Genomic DNA, 17,772 nt, shown 5'->3' with positions numbered 1-17,772 from the left:
ACGACCGCTGCTATATAAGTATGGCCAGCGTTTCTTTATTCCTGATCCAAGCCTTCGTTTACATTCTGTCGGACCATTGTCTTCCACCACGAACATGAAACGGTCCTTCACGCATCACGCTGTTGTTGGCGTAATGTGTGTAGAACATCACAGAGAGTGTTATTTCATAAACATGCATTCACCTCTCCATGCTCATCTCATTCAGGGAGGATTCGCACCGGTGTTCCTCAGCCGAGTTGGGTGATTGAGTCACGGAAAAATGAACAATTCTAAGAAGTCCCCAGGCAGGGATACTCAACAGGATTTGCCCATTTACAGCAATCCTCCAAAAGGTAGAATTCTAATGACCTCCAATAGGCGCGCACTGAGCTACACAAGGAAGCAGAATTCTCAAGTGCAATGGGACCGGAGCGAGTAGGGGTTTTGGTTGACAGCCAACCGTACTCTAGCCTACTGTACGGCGCAGGGAGGAACAGGCTATGCCTGCATGGGAACTCAAAGATAAAGCTGCGGTGTCTGGTGTTGGTCATTCGCCGTATGGCAAGCGACTGAACCGCAGTACGATTGATCTAGCTGGTGAGGCCATTCGCAACGCATTAGACGACGCAGGTCTGGCGCGTGATGATCTTGATGGACTCATTGTGAGTTTTGGTACGCCGATCGGAGCGGATGCTGACACGCTCGCGTACGCGCTCGGTTTGAAGTTAAGAATGTATAATCAAACCTGGGCACATGGGCGATTTACTGCCACGTGTATTCAGAATGCGGCGATGGCAGTCAGTGCTGGTCTCGCGAACCATGTGGCGTGCTTAGCGTCGATCAGTTTCTCTGGCTTTCGCAAGCCGATGATGGGTGGCGCCGGAGATTCCGAAGGCGCACGTGAAGGTGGCGGCGGGCATGGTGAAGATCCCGTCTATGGTATGACGTCGCCGGGCGCTGGAGCAGCACTTGTCGCGCAGAAGTACTTTGCCAAGTACGGTGCCACTAGCCGCCAACTTGCGGCGGTGGCAATCGCTGAACGGAAGCATGCGTCGCTGAACCCCGCTGCCATCATGCGCAATCCGATTACCGTTGAGGATCATCAAAACTCACGCTTTGTGTGTGAACCGCTGCATTTGCTCGACTATTGTCAAATCAACGATGGTGCGGCGTGTGTCATTGTGTCGAGTAGTGAGCGAGCCCGCGACTTAAAAAGACGGCCAGTGTATATCAGTGGGATGCAGGGACTTCCGGCTGGACGACATGAGTTCATTTGGACGCATCCAGGGTTTGGTACCTCGCAGCAAGAGGTGTTCGATTATCAAGCGGGAGTCCAGCCCGTGTACCAAATGGCGGACGTGACGCACAAAGATATCGATGCCTTTTTTACGTATGATGCCTTTTCGATTCTGGTGTGGTCTGCGCTTGAACGCTGGGGGTTCTGTAAGCCTGGCGAAGCTGCGGCGTTCACGCAGAATGGACGAATCGAATTAGGTGGTGAACTGCCCATCAACACCAATGGTGGTTTGATTTCCGAGGCTCACGTGATGGGATGGAACCATCACGTGGAGATCGTGCGCCAGCTACGCGGCGAGTGTGGTCCGCGACAAGTCGCCAACGCTGAAGTCGTTCAATGGGCGAATGCCTATGGCGATTCGCTGATCTATCGGAGGGGATAATCGTGGCTGAATACAAGAAACCTTTGCCGGCGATTTCGTCGTTGAACGCTCCGTATTGGGATGGACTCAAGCGACGTGAGGTAACCTTGCAGCGGTGTAACGCTTGTCACAAATTGTGGTATCCTCCCGGACCGTTCTGCCCAGATTGCTGGTCGCGCAGCTGTACGTGGGAGAAACTGAGTGGTCGGGGGAAAGTGAACTCTTGGGTGATTTTTCACCAAGCATATTTTTCTTCGGTGAAAGATGAGATTCCCTACAATGTTGCTGAAGTCGAACTCGATGAAGGTCCGCGGTTACTGACCAATCTTGTCGGAATCGAGAGCGCAGACATTGAAATTGGTATGCCAGTGGAAGTCGTGTTCGATGATGTTACCGAGGATGTAACGTTGGCGAAGTTTCGGCCAGCCGGAATGCGTAAAACGTAAAACGTAACGAGTAATCATTTTATCATTCCCTTTACGTTTTACGCATTCCGTTTTACGGATTACGTATCACGCTTTTGGAGGTCTCATGCCAGGTATTCTCGACGGTATTCGCGTATTTGATTTGACGATTGCGGCGGTTGGTCCGTGGGCGTCAAAACTTTTAGGTGAGATGGGAGCTGATGTCATAAAAGTTGAAGCTCCAGAAGGAGAACTCTCGCACGTTATTCCGCCACCGATCAAAGGGACGGCAGTGCTCTACATCTCGGCGAACTTCAATAAGCGCAATATCGTGCTCGACCTCAAGCAAGAAGGTGACCGTGCGACCGCATTGAAGATTATCGAAAAAAGCGATGTGTTCATTCAGAACATGCGGCCTGGAGCAGTTGAGCGCCTTGGGCTTGGCTATGATGTCGTGTCACAAGTCAATCCACGCGTCGTCTATGTGGCATCATCGGCGTATGGTCGCACTGGACCGATGGCAAAAGAGGCAGGCATTGATCCGAATCTACAAGCGCTCTGCGGCTGGTGTAGTATTACTGGCCAACCCGGCGGTCAAGGTGAGATGTTTCGGCACTTAGCGCACTTGGATATCTCCACGAGTACGATGATCGTTGAAGCTGTGCTGCAAGCCTTGTTAGCGCGCGAACGCACTGGCAAAGGGCAGAAGATCGAAATCGAAATGCTGTCTGCCGCATTATCTCTGCAAAGTACGCGATTGGCTGAATACTTTGCGACCAATCAGCAACCGCAACCGATGGGCAGTGCGGTTCCGACCACAGTGCCGCATCAAGCGTTTCTTTGTGAGGACCAAAAATACATTGCGGTTGGGGTAGTGGAAGAGGACCAATGGCCACGCTTTTGTCGGGCGCTGAAGGTAGAGGCGCTCCGCGATGATCCGCGTTTTGCTACCAATCCCCAGCGAGTTGAAAACCGCGCCGTACTGCTTCCACTGCTTGAAGAGCAGTTTCGCACCAAACCTGTGGCGTGGTGGGTCATTCGTTTGACGAAAGAAGCGGTGCCAAATAGTCGCATCGGTGATTACGACTCTCTTCGCTATCATCCGCAAGTGACACAGAACGAACAGATTGTGAATCTTGAGACGCCACACTGGGGAACTCTCGCTGTCGATGGCTTGCCGTGGAAGTTTGAAAAAACTCCAGCTGGTCCGATTCGTCCTGGCGGGCTCAAGGGGGAGCATACCGAGGCGGTGTTGCGCGAACTGGGTATTCTTTAGGCAAAAGGCTAGAGTGGAGAATTCCCCTCAGGCTAAAAGCTAACGGCTAATAGCTAAGAGCTGTTGAGGTTTTCATGAGCGGAGCACTTTCTGGATTTACTGTCATTGATCTAACCCAAGGCCTATGTGGTCCATTCGGAGCGATGCGACTTGGGGACGCTGGTGCGGAGGTCCTTAAGATCGAACCGTTGCGGGGTGATTCGGCTCGCACGATGGGACCGCCGTTTATTGGTGACGAGAGTGCGGTCTTTCTCAGCGTGAATCGTAACAAGAAGAGCCTTGCGCTCGATATTCATAAGCCCGAAGGGCAGGATCTCGTGCGAAGGCTAGTGGCGAAAGCTGAGGTGTTGCTCGAAGACCTGGGGCCGGGTGAGGCAGAGAAACTTGGTCTCGGCTATGCTGAGCTGCAAAAGATCAACGCGAAACTGGTGTACTGTGCCATTAGCGCGTTTGGTGAAGAAGGACCACTGCGCAATTTACCTGGGGCTGAACTCGTCATTCAAGCGATGGCAGACTACACCAACTCGCTGGGTCGCATTGGCGAACCACCTGTGAGGGTGGGCACTGATGTCGCCAGCGTGAATACCGGCATCTTTGCGTCTCAAGCAATCACTGGCGCTTTGTTTCATCGTATGCGAAAAGGCGAAGGACAGCGGGTGTCGGTCAGTATGCTTGGGACGTTACTGCACATGCGCGGGATTATGTGGACGGCGATGAGTGACCCTGATGACTGGTACGGTTTCCACCTTGATCACTACACTAAGCCACCAGACCACGGGTACAAGACCAAAGATGGGCGGGTCTATTTTGGTCTGCGTCGAGGCGACAGCGAGGATTGGGATCGCTTGTTGATTACACTTGGCATGACTGAGCAACTTGGAGATCCACGTTTTGCCGATTTTGGCCGCCAAGCGACAAGCATTGGTCGCTACGCACCGGATGTAAAACCGCTCTGGGAAGAGGCATTCAAAGAAATGACCTGCGAAGAGGTGGTCAAACTGATCCACTCTTTCAACGGCGATGCTGTCGCGTTTTTAGACTACCCTGCCTTGATGACACACCCTCAAGTGCAGGAACTCAAGATGATCCAAGAGCTGGACCATCCGACTGCTGGCACGTTCAAAACGATTGGACCCGTATGGCGCTTTGCTGATACCCCCGCAAAAATGCAAAGTCCGCCGCCGACTTTAGGACAACACACGGACGAAATTCTGACTGCACTGGGAGTGAGCGCGAAGGAGATCTCCCAACTTCGGGCCTCCGGAGTCATTGGTTAGTGAGAGAGGAAGTCGATGACAATGCGGGCAAACTCTTGCGGCGCTTCAGAGTGGACCCAGTGGCCGGTGTTGGCAATGGTCGTGAGTTGGGCTGCGGGAAAAATCTCTCTGATAGTGACGAGATCGTGATCGCGAATGTAGCCGGAATTCTCGCCACGAATGAACAACGTCGGTTTCGCGAAGGTGCCGTTGGCTGCAAACGTCTTCAACATTTCATGATAGTTGCGGTGGATCCCGTCGAGGTTGATCCGCCATTGGAAGCTGCCACCTTCGTTGCGTTCAAGATTCTTAAGAAGAAACTGGCGCAACGTGAGGTCCGGCAGATGTGGTGTAAGCGCCGCATCTGCCTCTTGGCGACTGCGAATAGTCGCCGGATCACATGCAAACAGCCCAGCAAAGACGTCGTCATGGCCAGGTGGATATACCTTTGGTGCAATATCGACGATGACAAGTTTATCGACCAGGTCTGGATAGGTAAGGGCGAACTGCATGGCAACTTTCCCACCCATCGAGTGGCCTAAGAGATGAATCGTCGGAAGTTCGTGCTGGTAGATGAACTCGTGAACATCTTCCAGCATCGCCTGATAGTCGAAGACTTCGCTATGCGGTGAGCGTCCATGGTTACGTTGATCGAGTGCAAAGACCTGGAACGATTGCGCAAAGGCTTTGCTGAGCGTACGCCAGTTTTCTAGTGAGCCGAACAATCCATGAAGGATAACGAGAGGATGCCCCTGCCCAGAATATTCGTAGTGAAGTTCCATACGTGCGTTACTGTGGGGACCAGAATGACACTGCGCCATCTGCGAGGGACTTCGGCGTCGCTTTCGCTTTGGCCTCAACGACGTACACCGACGGATTTTGTGCAGCAACTGCGGGATGGAGTTCAGTGCCTGCACTGCCGGCGAAGGTGAAATGTTTGCTATCAGGTGACCACACTCGATGTGATAGCGCATACTGATCAAAGTACTGAAATACGAGGAGTGTTGGACGAGAAGGAATGAAGTCCGTCACTTCGTGAATTTTGCTGTCCTCGACGTCGACGATGGACCATGTCCACAACACGCTGTTCGGTTTTCGCCCAGCATACAAAATACGTTTCCCGTCGGGTGACCAAAAATAGGCGGCGAGGTTGCCTTTGACAAGCTGGCGAATTTTTCCTGAGTCGATGTCAACCAGTTGTAGATTTTCTATGAGGGGGTCGCCTGGGAATGAGCTAGAGGCAATCGCGAGTTGCGATTGGGTTGGTGACCACTCCATCGTGATCCTGGCGGGAAAGGTGCCAACCGATTTCGGTGTGGTCCCATCTGCCGCAGCGATCATCAAGGCAGTCTTCTCTTGCTCCTTCGCGGTATCGCCGTAAGCGAGCCATTTACCGTCTCGTGACCAGGATGGAGGGCCAAAGACGGACGGTGAGCGAGAGACCGTCGTGCGCTTACCGCTGGAGACCTCAAGGAGACTGACGGAATGGCCTTCTTTTGCGTCACTATCGCCTCCAGTGTGTACTAACAGTGCTTGCGCATCTGCACGCCAGTCGAAATAAAAGGGGACGCCTTGAGCAAGTGCTTTTGGTTGCTTCCCCTCAGCCGTAGGCCATAAGCCAAGAGACAACGGACCGACTCCACCCATGAGAATTGCGAGCTGTTTATTATTTGGAGCCCAATAGGCATAGATGGGTTCTAGTCCTTGGGCTTTGTAGGAATTAAGAACTTGAGCACTGGTGACATCAAAAATATAAAATCCAGCAGTTTGCCCCTCCTTGTCGGCTGTGACATGAAAACACGCAAGTCGACTCCCATCAGGGGACCAAACTGGCCAGCTATAAAAATCTTGCCGTCTTTGTACCTGTTGCGGAGAAAAAGCGATCGTTTGCAAGAGTTCGCCAAAGGCTAACTTTCGTTTTCCGTTGCCATCGGCCTGCACGGTATACAGCGCACCCTCACCACCGATATAGGCAATTAGATTCGGCCCTGCGTGAGCAGGGGACGAGAGCAAACAGCTTATCGCTAGCACTATCCCGTAGAGCAACTTCTGGCCCATGTATGTCTCCTCCAACCAACAAACCTGACGATAACAAAGTTTGTTCCCAGACGAAACCATTACTGATGGTGTAGCGCGGAGTCCGTTGACACCTTTCGGGGCAGGCCGTATAACAATCGTGGACTCTCAAGGTCTAAGAAGATAAGAGGAAAGGTCTCTTATTTTTTTACTCGCTGCCTGACCGATCGGTTAATTGAAGGTGGCGAGGGTGGAAGGTTGAGGGAGTGGAAGAACACGCGCAATTGTCGTTCTCGGTCGCGCCTGCTGATACAGAACTTCTGCAAGGCGTTAATAACGCCATCATCAGATCTCAGGACTACTTCCTCCGCGAACAGACCCCTGATGGTTATTGGTATTATCCTCTGGAGGCGAATGCCACCATGGACGCCGAATATATCTTCTACAGCCACTTTATGGGGCGGGTGGACGAGAAGAAGAATAGGCGGCTCTGTGAGCATATGCTTGCAACGCAGGGAGAAAGCGGCGCTTGGTCGCTATTCTACAAAGGCCCTGGGCATCTTGGTAACACGATCGAAGCGTACTTTGCGCTGAAGCTCACTGGGTACCCGGCAGATCATCCTGCTCTCGAAAAAGCGCGGGCGTTTATTTTAGCTCAAGGTGGTTTAGCTAAGGCTCAAGTATTCACCCGAATTTTTCTTGCTTATTTTGGCCAATTTCCTTGGAGTGGGGTGCCCGCAGTTCCTGTCGAGCTGAACCTTCTGCCACCGTCGTTTCCCATCAATATCTATGAAATGTCCAGTTGGGCACGCGGCACGGTTGTTCCCCTAAGCATTATTCTCGCTCACCAACCGCATATTTCCATTCCTCAAGAACGAGGGGTCGCCGAGTTGTGGAATGAGCCCCCAGCACATGCTGATTTGAGTTTTCCACGCCCATCTCAATTCTGGTCATGGGAAAGCTTCTTTGTTGCTGCTGATCAGATCCTTAAGTTTCTCGGTAAGAGTCCGATAAAACCGTTACGGTATCGAGCGTTGAAAAAGGCTGAACGCTGGGTCCTTGACCATCAAGATACCAATGGTGGATGGGGCGGCATCCAACCAGCAATGTTGAACTCGGTCATGGCGTTACATAGCCTTGGTTATCCGGATGATCACCCGGCCGTAGCGAAGGGGATTCAAGCTATTGAGGACTTTCTTATGGAAACTGGGGGGCAACTCTTGTTCCAGCCGTGTGCCTCTCCGGTGTGGGATACGGTTTGGGCAGCGAAGGCGCTGTTGGACACCGCTTTTCCCACTGATCATCCTGCGGTGGTAAAAGCAGCAGACTGGATTATCGATCAGCAAATTTTCAAGCCTGGTGATTGGCAAGTAAAAAACCCAGAATTAGAGCCAGGTGGCTGGGCCTTTGAGTTTGCGAACGATTGGTATCCTGATGTCGATGATTCAGCGGTCATTCTGTATACCCTCAAACGAGTGACTGGCCTCGACGAACAGAAAAAAGATCGTGCACTCGCTCGCGGCCTTAATTGGACACTGGGTATGCAAAGTCGTAACGGTGGATGGGGCGCTTTTGATACGGATAACGTGCTGGATTTGTGGAATCAGATGCCGTTTGGTGACATGAAGGCAATGATTGACCCGCCCACGGCAGATCTTGCCGGTCGTTTATTGGAAATGATGGGAACATTTGGCTACGACAAAGACTTTGGCCGTGCTCAGCGTGCGGTCAAGTTCTTGCATGACGAGCAAGAGGCTGATGGTTCCTGGTGGGGACGTTGGGGGGTGAACTACATTTACGGCACCTGGTCTGTACTCATGGGACTACGCGCGATCGGTGAAAATATGACCCTGCCGTACGTTCGACGAGCAGCACAATGGCTCAAGGCGCAACAGAACGACGATGGTGGATGGGGAGAAGACTGTCTTTCGTACTGGGATCACAACAAGGCAGGAAAGGGTGAGAGCACTCCCTCCCAAACGGCATGGGCAGTGATGGGGTTGTTAGCTGCAGAACAAGAAGTGAGCCCAGCGGTGATGCGTGGCATAGCGTATCTGCTATCGCATCAAGAGGCGACTGGATCATGGTCTGAAGCGTTGTTTACTGGCACTGGTTTTCCGCAGCATTTTTATCTGCGGTACTACGGCTACTGTCACTATTTTCCGTTGATGGCCCTTGGACAATTTCGTACCCGCGTGCGAGCGCTCGCGCACAACGGCTGGACGAGAGGTTTGACGAACTGAGATTAGGAGGAATGCCGCTGTGAGAATTCAAGCAAAAACAATCACGATCGAAACCAAACAAAGGGTGCAGATTTTCGATATCACCCAAGAGGTCAAGGGATTTCTCGCTGAGTCTGAAGTGTGGAACGGGATGGGCATTGTTTCTACGCTTCATACGACAACGGCGGTGTTCTTTACCGAGACGCAAGATGCCCTCTGGGAGGATGTCGAAACGTTTCTCCAGAAGCTGGCGAGAGAGAATGGCGACTATAAACACAACGACGCGCGTTTTTCTGACTGCGAGCGAAAAAATGCTGCTGCACACTTGCGCGCCATGCTGCTCGGTGGATCCCTGGCGCTCCAAGTCGAGGACGGTCGGTTAGTTCTTGGGCAGTTCCAACGGATTATCTTTGCCGAGCTTGACGGGCCCCGCCCTCGTTCGTTACGTATGCAATTCATGGGTGAGGGAGTGGCTACACGTTCGCGGGTTCTTCACGTGTGGGACCCTGGAACTGGGAATAGTCGTGCGCTCCCCCAGAATGGGGACGTGGGATGAAAAAACTTGCGATCTTGGGTTCGACGGGATCGATCGGTGTTTCTACGCTATCGATTGTAGAACAGTTTCCTGAGCAGTTTCAGGCTGTTGCGCTTGCGGCGGGAAAGAATCTTGTCAAGCTCAAGGAGCAAATCCTGCAGTTTACACCGACACTCGTTTCTGTTGGTAGTGCTGCCGATGCGCAAGATTTGCGAATGCAGCTGCCAGATTTTCGTGGAGAGATTCTCTATGGAACAGAGGGGTTGCTCGCCGTTGCGACTCATCCTGACGCTGAAATGGTGATGGCTGCGTTGGTTGGTGCGGCTGGTCTTGCTCCAACGCTTGCAGCGATTCGGGCGAAGAAAACGATAGCCTTGGCCAATAAAGAAGCGTTGGTTATCTCTGGCGAGTTGATGACTCGCGAAGCGAAAAAGTACGGCGTGCAGATTTTGCCTGTCGATAGCGAGCATAATGCGATCTTCCAAGCCCTACATGGACACCGTCGTGACCAAGTTAAACGTATCATTTTGACGGCATCTGGAGGACCCTTCTTACACCGTCCTGCTGAAGAGCTAGCGACGGTGCGGATTGAGGAAGCGCTCAAACATCCGACCTGGAAGATGGGCAATAAAATCACGATTGACTCGGCAACTCTGATGAATAAAGGGCTCGAAGTCATTGAAGCACGCTGGTTATTCGATTTGCCGCCGGAACAGGTCTCCGTCATCATTCATCCGCAGAGTATCGTGCATTCAATGGTTGAATACATTGATGGCTCCGTGCTTGCCCAGTTAGGTATTCCTGACATGACGATCCCGATTTCGTACATCCTCGCATACCCAGAGCGATTACCGCTTGCTCATTTACCTTCGCTCGATTTGACGGCGGCGCGGCAATTGACGTTCTTTCCGCCAGATTTTGGTAAATTCCCGTGTTTACAGCTTGCCTACGATGTCCTCTCCCGTGGTGATACGTACCCCGCAGTACTCAACGCGAGTAATGAGATTGCTGTTGAAAGCTTTCTCGCCGGTCAGGTCCGGTTTACCGACATTTCTGCCTTGAATAATCGCGTGCTTGATGTACATAACGCACAGCCAGTGAGTAATCTTGACGCACTCCTTGCCGCAGATGAATGGGCACGGGCACAAGCACGAACCCTCTTGGGGCAACGAGGATCGCGGACCGTCGTGTTAGCGTAGCAATCAAGGGAGAAGGAGGGGGAGGCGTGGAACAGACTATCGAATTGTCACCCCATGCTTCACGTCTATCGCTAGGCTCGTTGAGCGATGCGTACGCGTACTGTCGGCAGATTACCCGCAAGAGTTCTTCAAACTTTTATTTTGCCTTCCGTTTACTGTCTGCAGAGCGTCATAATGCGCTCTGCGCGCTGTATGCCTTTTGTCGCTTTATGGATGATATTGCCGACCAGCCGACCCTTGGTGATTCCTCTTTGCAGGGGAAGGGGAAGAAAGAGCGACTAGAGATTTTGCTCAATGCCTGGCGTGAAGAGTTACGCTACTGCTATGCAGGAAATCCGCGACATCCTATTTCCTTTGCCTTATCTGATACCGTGCAACGGTTTCCGATTCAGCAAGCCCATCTTGCTGGGATTATTGACGGTGTCGAAATGGATCTCAGCCGTACTCATTATCGCACCTTCGAAGAACTATACGACTATTGTTATCATGTTGCGTCGTTGGTCGGGCTCGCGTGTATCGAAATTTTTGGCTACCGCAACCCGAGCGCGAGAGATTATGCCGTTGATCTTGGCATAGCTTTTCAGCTTACCAATATTCTGCGTGATGTCGGAGAAGATGCGCAACGAGGACGTGTCTACCTTCCAGAAGAAGATCTGGTGAAGTTTGGCTACACCGAGCAGGATTTACAGAAGGAGATTTACAATGACGCCTTCGTGCGTCTTATGACCTGTGAGAGCAACCGTGCGCGTGAGTATTACAATCGTGCACTACGAAATCGTGCTCCAGAGGACCATCGGTCTTTAGTTGCGGCTGAAGCCATGCGTCTGATCTATAGTCGGTTACTTGATACGCTTGTTCAGCGGCAATTCAACGTCTTCAGGTTACGTGTGACACTGCCCTCGTCGCGCAAAGCGCAACTTGCCTTTCAAGCTTGGGCCCAAGGATGGTTTGGTTTTTTGTAAAGAGCACTCTTAAAAAATCTGGGGAAACTCCGATCAGAAAATGTATGAAGAACCACAAATGGCGACATTTTCTCTTTGGGTTTCTTTTTGGTGCAGGCGGGTTGTATTTCTACACGTTCTACGGTGAGCAGTACCTGAACCTCGGGCTGAACTGGATGCAACGAGAATCCGATAGGTACCAAGCCGAGAATCCGACGCCAAAGGCCGACTCTGGATGGGGAAATGGGAAGGGTGGTCACAAATAGGCAGCTTGGTAAGACGCCTATTGCTGTACAGATGTTCTCTCGTTACCAGGGAGCGAACGTCACCACAAAACAAAAAACACGGCAAGATTGAAAGGCGATTCTGGATAGCTATAGTAAGAGGCTACACGAGAAGTAGCCTCCCCAAGAAGCGCTAGACTAGATATATACGCTACGCCACTGCGCGGAGTTTTTTCCCACCACGCGAACTACCTGTTGCGCCATCGTTATCAGGCAAGAAGTCTGAAATATTGGTTTTGCCGTAACGAGAGCCTGGAAACAGGGATCGAATCGCGAAAGCGACTTGACCCATGAGGCGCTTCACTCCTGGGGTCTTTTCAGCTTCACTAATCGGCTCAAGACGGATGATCGCACCATCGGTTTTTTTGCAGACCTGAAAGAAAAACTGCTGTTTTTTCCCCGGTTCAATCACGAGAGCTTCGAGAAGGAGTTTGCTACAGTCGGTGTTAATGTAGTACTCGCTGACTCGCTTGATCCCATCTTGATCACGGAGAAACATCTCCGGTCGACGGATAACAATCTGGCGCAGGTCAACAGGTCCCTCAATAGTGACGTTTGGCATCAACGCTCTCCTTGCATAAGCGGGAGGTAAAGTGTCATCCTCTGTCGTTCCCGCACACGACGACTCTGCTAGGAATCTTTCCTCTCAGAGGCATTTTTTCTGTTTTTCTCTCAGAGAAAGATGCCCTTTCCATTTACCTGTCCTTATGCGAGTGGTCAAGCAGCGATTTTTCTAAAGCAGTAACAAAATGCAGAATTGTGGGCGAAGCGCTCGATGGAAGAAGCGGGCCGTGCCTTTTTTCCTGCAAAAGCTAGACAGCCACGAAAAACTGAGTAGACTTTCTTTGCTGATACTCTACTTTACATCGTCTCTGTAGACCGGCTATAAGCGATGCAAACCGCAATTCAAGTAGTGCTTGAGAGGAATCGCGCAATGTTTTCTACACCCCCCCCCGCTGCTGTACATAAGAGCCCTTACGTAGTGTCTACGGAAGAGGCAATCGAAGAGATCCGTGCTGGTCGTATGATCATCCTCATGGATGACGAGGACCGTGAGAATGAAGGGGATCTCTACATGGCCGCAGAGAAGGTCACACCGGAGGCGATTAATTTTATGGCCTCGTACGGGCGCGGCCTTATCTGTTTGCCTATGGCTGAAGAGATGATTGACGGCTTAGGATTGCCGATGATGGTCGCCAAGAACACAGCGCCGCTTGGTACTGCGTTTACGGTGTCGATTGATGCGAGGCATGGGGTCACTCATGGTGTGGCAGCCGAAGACCGAGCAACCACAATCCTGACGTGTGTACGCGAGGATGTGCGCCCCGAAGATCTTGTGACCCCGGGACATATCTTCCCACTTCGCGCACGTCGTGGAGGCGTGCTGGTTCGAACCGGGCAAACCGAAGGCGCAGTGGACCTCTCGCGACTTGCCGATCTGAAACCTGCTGGAGTGATCTGTGAGATTATGCGTGACGATGGAACGATGGCACGCTTACCTGATCTCGAAGAATTTTCTGCCAAGCACGGGATTAAAATCGCCACGATCGCTGACCTTATTCAGTACCGCCTGGAGCATGACTCACTCATTCAACGTATGGCTGAAGCACGGCTTCCGACCCGGTGGGGAGGAGATTTTGTTGCTCATGTGTATTCGAGTGGCGTTGATGAAGAAGAGCATGTCGTACTCGTGAAAGGAGACATCTCTCCTGATGAGCCGGTGTTAGTGCGGGCACATGCCGAATATGTTCCTGGGGATGTCTTTAGTTACACCCAGAGTAATACCAGTGCACTGCTGCGTCAGTCGATGGAACTCATTGCCGCTGAGGGAAAAGGGGTCATCTTGTATCTGCGCCAAGAGGGGCAAGGGGCGTACCTATTTCCAGATCACCATCGTTCTCATAAACGTCCGCACCATGAACCGCGTCGACCAAGCACGAACCCTGGTTCTCAAGTGCGGGACTTCCGTGATTACGGTATTGGCGCACAAATTCTGCGTGACATCGGTGTTCGCAAAATCCGTCTGTTGACTAATTACCCCCGACGTCTCGTGAGCTTGCCAGGATATGGTTTGGAAATCGTCGAATGCGTGCCGCTCAATAGTATTGAACCTGAGCATACACCAGCAGCAACGAAGAAAGGCTCACGGGCGTCACGCGCCTCTGCATAACAGTGAGTTATGTCATCTGATGTGCTTGTCAAAGCGACGGCAGCCGAGAAGACCATTCGTGCCGCCGTCGCAATCACCACCAATTTGGCTAATGAAGCACGCCTGCGTCATCAAACCGCACCGACAGCGAGTGCCGCATTAGGACGAGCACTGACAGCAAGCCTGCTCTTGAGTAGTACGATGAAAGAAGAGGAGCGGCTTTCCCTGCAATTCCTTGGCAATGGTCCATTGAAAGGGATTTTTGCCGAAGCCAATGCCCAAGGTGAAGTTCGTGGCTTTGTCTATTATCCCCGCACGCACTTGCCGTTGCGAAAAGGCAAACTGGATGTGGGCGGTGCGGTCGGAAGCGGAACACTCACGGTGATCCGTGACCAACCGTGGCGAAAAGATCCGTATCGCAGTATTCTTCCAATCGTCTCTGGTGAGATTGGTGCTGATATTGCGCATTATCTCTTGAACTCAGAGCAAATTCCCTCAGCCGTCAGCTTGGGTGTGTTTGTGACGCCTGACGAAACAGTTACTGCTGCCGGTGGATTCGTCGTGCAAATTATGCCAGGCGCAAGCGAAGAGACGATTGCTCAGCTTGAGGCCAATGTTGCGCGCGCAACGCCCATCAGCCAACTGGTCCGCGAAGGTGCGACGCCGGAGCAGATTCTTGCCCACGTGCTCGATGGCTTTGCGCCTGTCACTATCGGTGAAACCTCTGTCCGCTTTGGCTGCCGCTGCTCCCGAGAACGTGTTCTTGGAACGCTAGTAGCTCTAGGACAGGAAGAGATTCAGACACTGCTGGAGAAAGAAGACAACGTGTCTGTGACGTGTGAGTTTTGTAGTGAACTCTATGTCATTGACCGACACGCAGCCGAAGCGTTGTTTGCTTCTCCGGAGTAACCGCATGGCCTTTCGGCCGTGATGAATATTCAATAGAGGAATGATTTTGTGTGGGGTGTGGATTGTGGTCGCGTGAAGCGCGTCCTTCAGTATCTTCTCTTCTTCTCGGTCATCTTTGCTCTTGTTCCACAGAGTTTTGCCTTCCAGGTCGACTGGCCGGTGGTCGAACAAGAGGCAGGTGAGCTGCTCAGTCGCTACGTTCGTATTGATACGACCAATCCGCCGGGAAATGAAACTGCGGCAGCACTCTTTTGGAAAGAGGTATTGGCCAAAGAGGGGCTAGATGCGCAAGTTTTTGAATCCCAACCTGGCCGTGGGATTGTGTATGCCCGTCTCAAAGGCGGTGGCGAGAAAAAGGCTCTCATTCTGTTGCACCATCTCGATGTTGTGCCTGCCGTGAAGTCTGACTGGGAGATCGATCCATTCGCTGGGGAGATTAAAGATGGTTATGTGCACGGGCGCGGTGCGATCGACTGCAAAGGTGTTGCCGTGACCCAGTTTATGGCGCTGGCATTACTGAAACGTCTTGGCGTGCCGTTGAAACGTGACATCATTTTTCTCGGCACAGCCGATGAGGAAGCAGGTGGACGGAACGGTGCAGGGTGGTTTGTTGAAAATCATGCTGATCTTATAGCCGATGCGGAATTTCTCCTGACCGAAGGCGGCGGCATCCGCGTCCATAATGGACAACGATCATACAACATTGATATCGCCGAGAAGGCGCCATGTTGGATACAGCTAGAAGCGCAAGGGGCAGCAGGGCACGGCTCTATGCCACTGCCTGAAACCGCGGTGACTCGTTTGATCCGTGCACTCGAACGAATTCGACTTCACGAAACGCCGCTCAAGGTAACCCCAGCGGTCCAGGCCTACTTCTCTGCCCTGGCTGAGCGTGAAGATCCGATTAAAGCAGAACAGTATCGGAATCTTGAGCAATCCCTGGCTGACCCGACCTTTCGTGAGGAGTTTACCAAGAATCCAGCGCACAACGCGCTAGTCCGCAATACGATCTCACCGACTGTGCTCGAAGGCAGCAACAAGACCAACGTCATTCCGTCACACGCACGAGCGCAGCTTGATTGTCGCTTGCTCCCCGGTGAAGACCCACAACAGTTTGTGACGATACTAGAGAAAGTTGTGGGCGATCCAGAAGTGCGCTTTTCTATTCTGTTGAATTTCCCACCACTCGCCTCAGGAGTTGAGACTGATCTATATCGTGCCATTCGCACGGTGGCGGAGAAATACGATCCACAAGCGCCCGTTGTTCCTGCGGTGCTGGGTGGGTTTACCGACGCTCATTACTTCCGCCGCAAAGGGATTGTTAGTTATGGGTTCACTGGCCTACCCCTTGCCGAAGACGACACCCGACGGGTACATGGCACTAACGAGCGCATTCCTCTCGCAAGCTTACGCCAAGGCGTGCAAGTGCTGGCGGATTTGTTGCAGGAATTGGACAAGTAAGAAGCTGTTGAAAAATCTTCCGTTCACCCTTCGACCGGCTCAGGGCGAACGGAGGAAAGCCTGGTAATGCACGATGTTTCCGTTCGTGCTGAGCTTGTCGAAGCACGGTTTATCAACAGCTTCTAAACCGCTCCACAGCTTCTGCCTCAATCAGTCCACGAAAGATTGGTACACTCAGCCTGTCACCCTGAGTGCAACGAAGGGTCTCTCAGAGAGATTCTTCGCGGAGTTTATCCTGAGCGTAGTCGAAGGACTCAGAATGACAGGCCCGAAAGGCCGCAGCGTAAAGTGTACGAATGTTCTCGGGTCTGATTTAGGTGCAGAGTAAAAGCCTATTGGTTTGGATCTATCCCTGCTTGACGGAGCAAGGCGGCAAGACGTTCAGCGCGTTGATATTCTTGTTCGGCGCGCAGGCGTTCTTGTTCCGCACGTTGGTGTTCCTGGTCTGCGCGGCGGCGCTCCTCGTCGCCGCGTTGACGTTCTTGCTCAGCACGTTGGCGTTCTTGTTCCGCACGTTGATGTTCTTGGTCTGCCCGTTCTTTGACAGTAGGGATAATCACTCCATGTTCGTCAGTCCAACGTAACCAGGTGTCGTGTTTCCCTTCAAATGTTCCTTCCCATAGCGTCAGTCCTAATTTCAACGGCGGGAACTGTGGCGTATCCTGCCGTTCGTATCCCAGGTCTCGCAACCGATAGATCGTTAAGACATCGTCCATAACCTGTCGTAGTGGGTCGAAGATCACGTAGAAACTAATCCGCATCCAGGCATACTTTTGTAGCTTGGCTGTATTCCCGCCGCCTTCAGTGTTGGAGACGATTTCTAGCACCAAATCTGGTGGTTTGCCAAACTCGCCGAGAAAATACGAGCGATGTTCCTTACGCCACCAATCGTCCGCGACTTGTACGTCAAGACTGAGAAACATATCTGGGACAATGGCGGGGTTCCGGGTCTGGGCAAAAATGCCCACGTTGGCTGCGGCGAGAACCGGGCGGTCCTTACCAGGGCCAGCCCATGAGCTATACAACGGTTCGGTCAGTAACCGCTGGTGCTTTTCGGATGGCAGGTTATCCACAGGGGTGTCGTCCTCGGTAATCAGATGTTGAAAATTCAGAGAGTAAACCTCCGGTGTGGTGTCCTGCATCGGTTGCGACATAGGCGTCCCGTTTCCGTGATAAGAGGTTTCATGCGCGGTTGAGATCAACTCACTCAGCGCTTTGTTTCTACTGTGCCAAGCATACAAGGGCAGGCTTGTTGTGTCGACCGGTATGCGATTGAGTGATTCAGTGACGCATCAGAAGAAGGGACAAGCTTCTCTAGCTCCAGGCCATTCCCTAAATAGAAACTCACTCGATGGAAAGTGCTAGGCGGCGAGGGGAAGCGCATACACCTGACGTTCCACCGGGAAGGACCGGCGTTTTTGCAGCCAAGCAAAGACTAAATTGACTAATTCCTCTATACTCTGACAGCGATGACAGCGGGTAA

At 52.2% G+C, this 17,772-nt stretch carries 16 protein-coding genes; 12 read left to right on the top strand and 4 right to left on the bottom strand.

Annotation, left to right across the window (positions count from 1 at the left end; all coding sequences use genetic code 11):
* The first annotated feature begins 479 nt into the window (after nt 1-479).
* The 4 genes from FJ147_05560 to FJ147_05545 all read left to right on the top strand — a co-directional run bounded on the left by FJ147_05560 (nt 480) and on the right by FJ147_05545 (nt 4,594).
* Nucleotides 480-1,658: a thiolase family protein gene (locus FJ147_05560; GenBank protein ID MBM4255348.1), complete on the top strand. Its 1,179-nt coding sequence runs from the start codon at nt 480-482 to the stop codon at nt 1,656-1,658.
* On the top strand, nt 1,613-2,083 hold the full coding sequence (locus tag FJ147_05555) for a Zn-ribbon domain-containing OB-fold protein (GenBank protein ID MBM4255347.1): 471 nt from the start codon (nt 1,613-1,615) through the stop codon (nt 2,081-2,083). Before FJ147_05560 ends, FJ147_05555 begins: the two co-directional genes overlap by 46 nt.
* Nucleotides 2,084-2,168: 85 nt before the next feature.
* Nucleotides 2,169-3,317 (top strand): CoA transferase, encoded by a 1,149-nt coding sequence (locus FJ147_05550; protein ID MBM4255346.1) that lies wholly within the window; start codon nt 2,169-2,171, stop codon nt 3,315-3,317.
* Between the two features lie 74 nt (nt 3,318-3,391).
* Nucleotides 3,392-4,594 carry a CoA transferase gene (locus tag FJ147_05545; protein ID MBM4255345.1) on the top strand — a complete coding sequence of 401 codons (1,203 nt, stop codon included), beginning with the start codon at nt 3,392-3,394 and terminating at the stop codon, nt 4,592-4,594.
* Here the strand turns inward: FJ147_05545 and FJ147_05540 are convergent.
* Together FJ147_05540 and FJ147_05535 are read right to left on the bottom strand one after the other, a co-directional pair.
* Entirely contained in the window at nt 4,591-5,355 is a 765-nt protein-coding gene (locus FJ147_05540; GenBank protein MBM4255344.1) for an alpha/beta fold hydrolase, read from the bottom strand. The genes FJ147_05545 and FJ147_05540 overlap by 4 nt on opposite strands.
* A gap of 7 nt (nt 5,356-5,362) precedes the next feature.
* On the bottom strand, nt 5,363-6,691 hold the full coding sequence (locus FJ147_05535) for a hypothetical protein (GenBank protein ID MBM4255343.1): 1,329 nt from the start codon (nt 6,689-6,691) through the stop codon (nt 5,363-5,365).
* A gap of 164 nt (nt 6,692-6,855) precedes the next feature.
* Between FJ147_05535 and shc the strand changes: the two genes are divergently transcribed.
* The 5 genes from shc to FJ147_05510 are packed head-to-tail and all read left to right on the top strand — an operon-like array spanning nt 6,856 to nt 11,752.
* Complete coding sequence (gene shc / locus FJ147_05530; protein ID MBM4255342.1) at nt 6,856-8,832, top strand: squalene--hopene cyclase; 1,977 nt, start codon at nt 6,856-6,858, stop codon at nt 8,830-8,832.
* Nucleotide 8,833: 1 nt separating this feature from the next.
* Nucleotides 8,834-9,367 carry a YjbQ family protein gene (locus FJ147_05525; GenBank protein ID MBM4255341.1) on the top strand — a complete coding sequence of 178 codons (534 nt, stop codon included), beginning with the start codon at nt 8,834-8,836 and terminating at the stop codon, nt 9,365-9,367.
* On the top strand, nt 9,364-10,545 hold the full coding sequence (locus FJ147_05520; protein ID MBM4255340.1) for a 1-deoxy-D-xylulose-5-phosphate reductoisomerase: 1,182 nt from the start codon (nt 9,364-9,366) through the stop codon (nt 10,543-10,545). Before FJ147_05525 ends, FJ147_05520 begins: the two co-directional genes overlap by 4 nt.
* Nucleotides 10,479-11,507 (top strand): presqualene diphosphate synthase HpnD, encoded by a 1,029-nt coding sequence (gene hpnD, locus FJ147_05515; protein ID MBM4255339.1) that lies wholly within the window; start codon nt 10,479-10,481, stop codon nt 11,505-11,507. Before FJ147_05520 ends, hpnD begins: the two co-directional genes overlap by 67 nt.
* Nucleotides 11,508-11,551: 44 nt before the next feature.
* On the top strand, nt 11,552-11,752 hold the full coding sequence (locus FJ147_05510; GenBank protein ID MBM4255338.1) for a hypothetical protein: 201 nt from the start codon (nt 11,552-11,554) through the stop codon (nt 11,750-11,752).
* A gap of 169 nt (nt 11,753-11,921) precedes the next feature.
* Here FJ147_05510 and FJ147_05505 read toward each other — a convergent pair whose 3' ends face one another.
* Entirely contained in the window at nt 11,922-12,332 is a 411-nt protein-coding gene (locus FJ147_05505) for a hypothetical protein (GenBank protein MBM4255337.1), read from the bottom strand.
* 372 nt (nt 12,333-12,704) lie between these two features.
* Here FJ147_05505 and ribB point away from each other — a divergent pair, with 372 nt between their 5' ends.
* Genes ribB through FJ147_05490 form a run of 3 tightly spaced genes read left to right on the top strand, consistent with a single transcriptional unit; the run spans nt 12,705 to nt 16,289 of the window.
* Nucleotides 12,705-13,940 (top strand): 3,4-dihydroxy-2-butanone-4-phosphate synthase, encoded by a 1,236-nt coding sequence (gene ribB, locus FJ147_05500; GenBank protein ID MBM4255336.1) that lies wholly within the window; start codon nt 12,705-12,707, stop codon nt 13,938-13,940.
* A 9-nt stretch (nt 13,941-13,949) separates the two neighbouring features.
* Nucleotides 13,950-14,828, top strand: coding sequence for an Hsp33 family molecular chaperone HslO (locus FJ147_05495; GenBank protein MBM4255335.1), 879 nt, complete (start codon nt 13,950-13,952; stop codon nt 14,826-14,828).
* Nucleotides 14,829-14,876: 48 nt separating this feature from the next.
* Complete coding sequence (locus FJ147_05490; protein ID MBM4255334.1) at nt 14,877-16,289, top strand: M20/M25/M40 family metallo-hydrolase; 1,413 nt, start codon at nt 14,877-14,879, stop codon at nt 16,287-16,289.
* Nucleotides 16,290-16,621: 332 nt separating this feature from the next.
* Here the strand turns inward: FJ147_05490 and FJ147_05485 are convergent, their stop codons facing one another.
* Nucleotides 16,622-17,443: a Uma2 family endonuclease gene (locus FJ147_05485; protein ID MBM4255333.1), complete on the bottom strand. Its 822-nt coding sequence runs from the start codon at nt 17,441-17,443 to the stop codon at nt 16,622-16,624.
* Nucleotides 17,444-17,772 lie beyond the last annotated feature (329 nt).

The organism is Deltaproteobacteria bacterium (genome assembly GCA_016874775.1).
Taxonomy (GTDB): domain Bacteria; phylum Desulfobacterota; class Binatia; order Bin18; family Bin18; genus VGTJ01.
This window is presented reverse-complemented; position numbering and strand designations above follow the sequence as displayed.

Bases quoted from the DNA above. Each gene is read 5' to 3' on its own strand.
- FJ147_05560 (MBM4255348.1), top strand. From the start codon at position 480: ATGCCTGCATGGGAACTCAAAGATAAAGCTGCGGTGTCTGGTGTTGGT.
- FJ147_05520 (MBM4255340.1), top strand. From the start codon at position 9,364: ATGAAAAAACTTGCGATCTTGGGTTCGACGGGATCGATCGGTGTTTCT.
- hpnD (MBM4255339.1), top strand. From the start codon at position 10,479: ATGGGCACGGGCACAAGCACGAACCCTCTTGGGGCAACGAGGATCGCG.
- FJ147_05535 (MBM4255343.1), bottom strand. From the start codon at position 6,691: ATGGTTTCGTCTGGGAACAAACTTTGTTATCGTCAGGTTTGTTGGTTG.
- ribB (MBM4255336.1), top strand. From the start codon at position 12,705: ATGTTTTCTACACCCCCCCCCGCTGCTGTACATAAGAGCCCTTACGTA.
- FJ147_05485 (MBM4255333.1), bottom strand. From the start codon at position 17,443: ATGTCGCAACCGATGCAGGACACCACACCGGAGGTTTACTCTCTGAAT.
- FJ147_05555 (MBM4255347.1), top strand. From the start codon at position 1,613: ATGGGCGAATGCCTATGGCGATTCGCTGATCTATCGGAGGGGATAATC.
- FJ147_05550 (MBM4255346.1), top strand. From the start codon at position 2,169: ATGCCAGGTATTCTCGACGGTATTCGCGTATTTGATTTGACGATTGCG.
- FJ147_05495 (MBM4255335.1), top strand. From the start codon at position 13,950: ATGTCATCTGATGTGCTTGTCAAAGCGACGGCAGCCGAGAAGACCATT.
- FJ147_05505 (MBM4255337.1), bottom strand. From the start codon at position 12,332: ATGCCAAACGTCACTATTGAGGGACCTGTTGACCTGCGCCAGATTGTT.
- FJ147_05545 (MBM4255345.1), top strand. From the start codon at position 3,392: ATGAGCGGAGCACTTTCTGGATTTACTGTCATTGATCTAACCCAAGGC.
- FJ147_05510 (MBM4255338.1), top strand. From the start codon at position 11,552: ATGAAGAACCACAAATGGCGACATTTTCTCTTTGGGTTTCTTTTTGGT.
- FJ147_05540 (MBM4255344.1), bottom strand. From the start codon at position 5,355: ATGGAACTTCACTACGAATATTCTGGGCAGGGGCATCCTCTCGTTATC.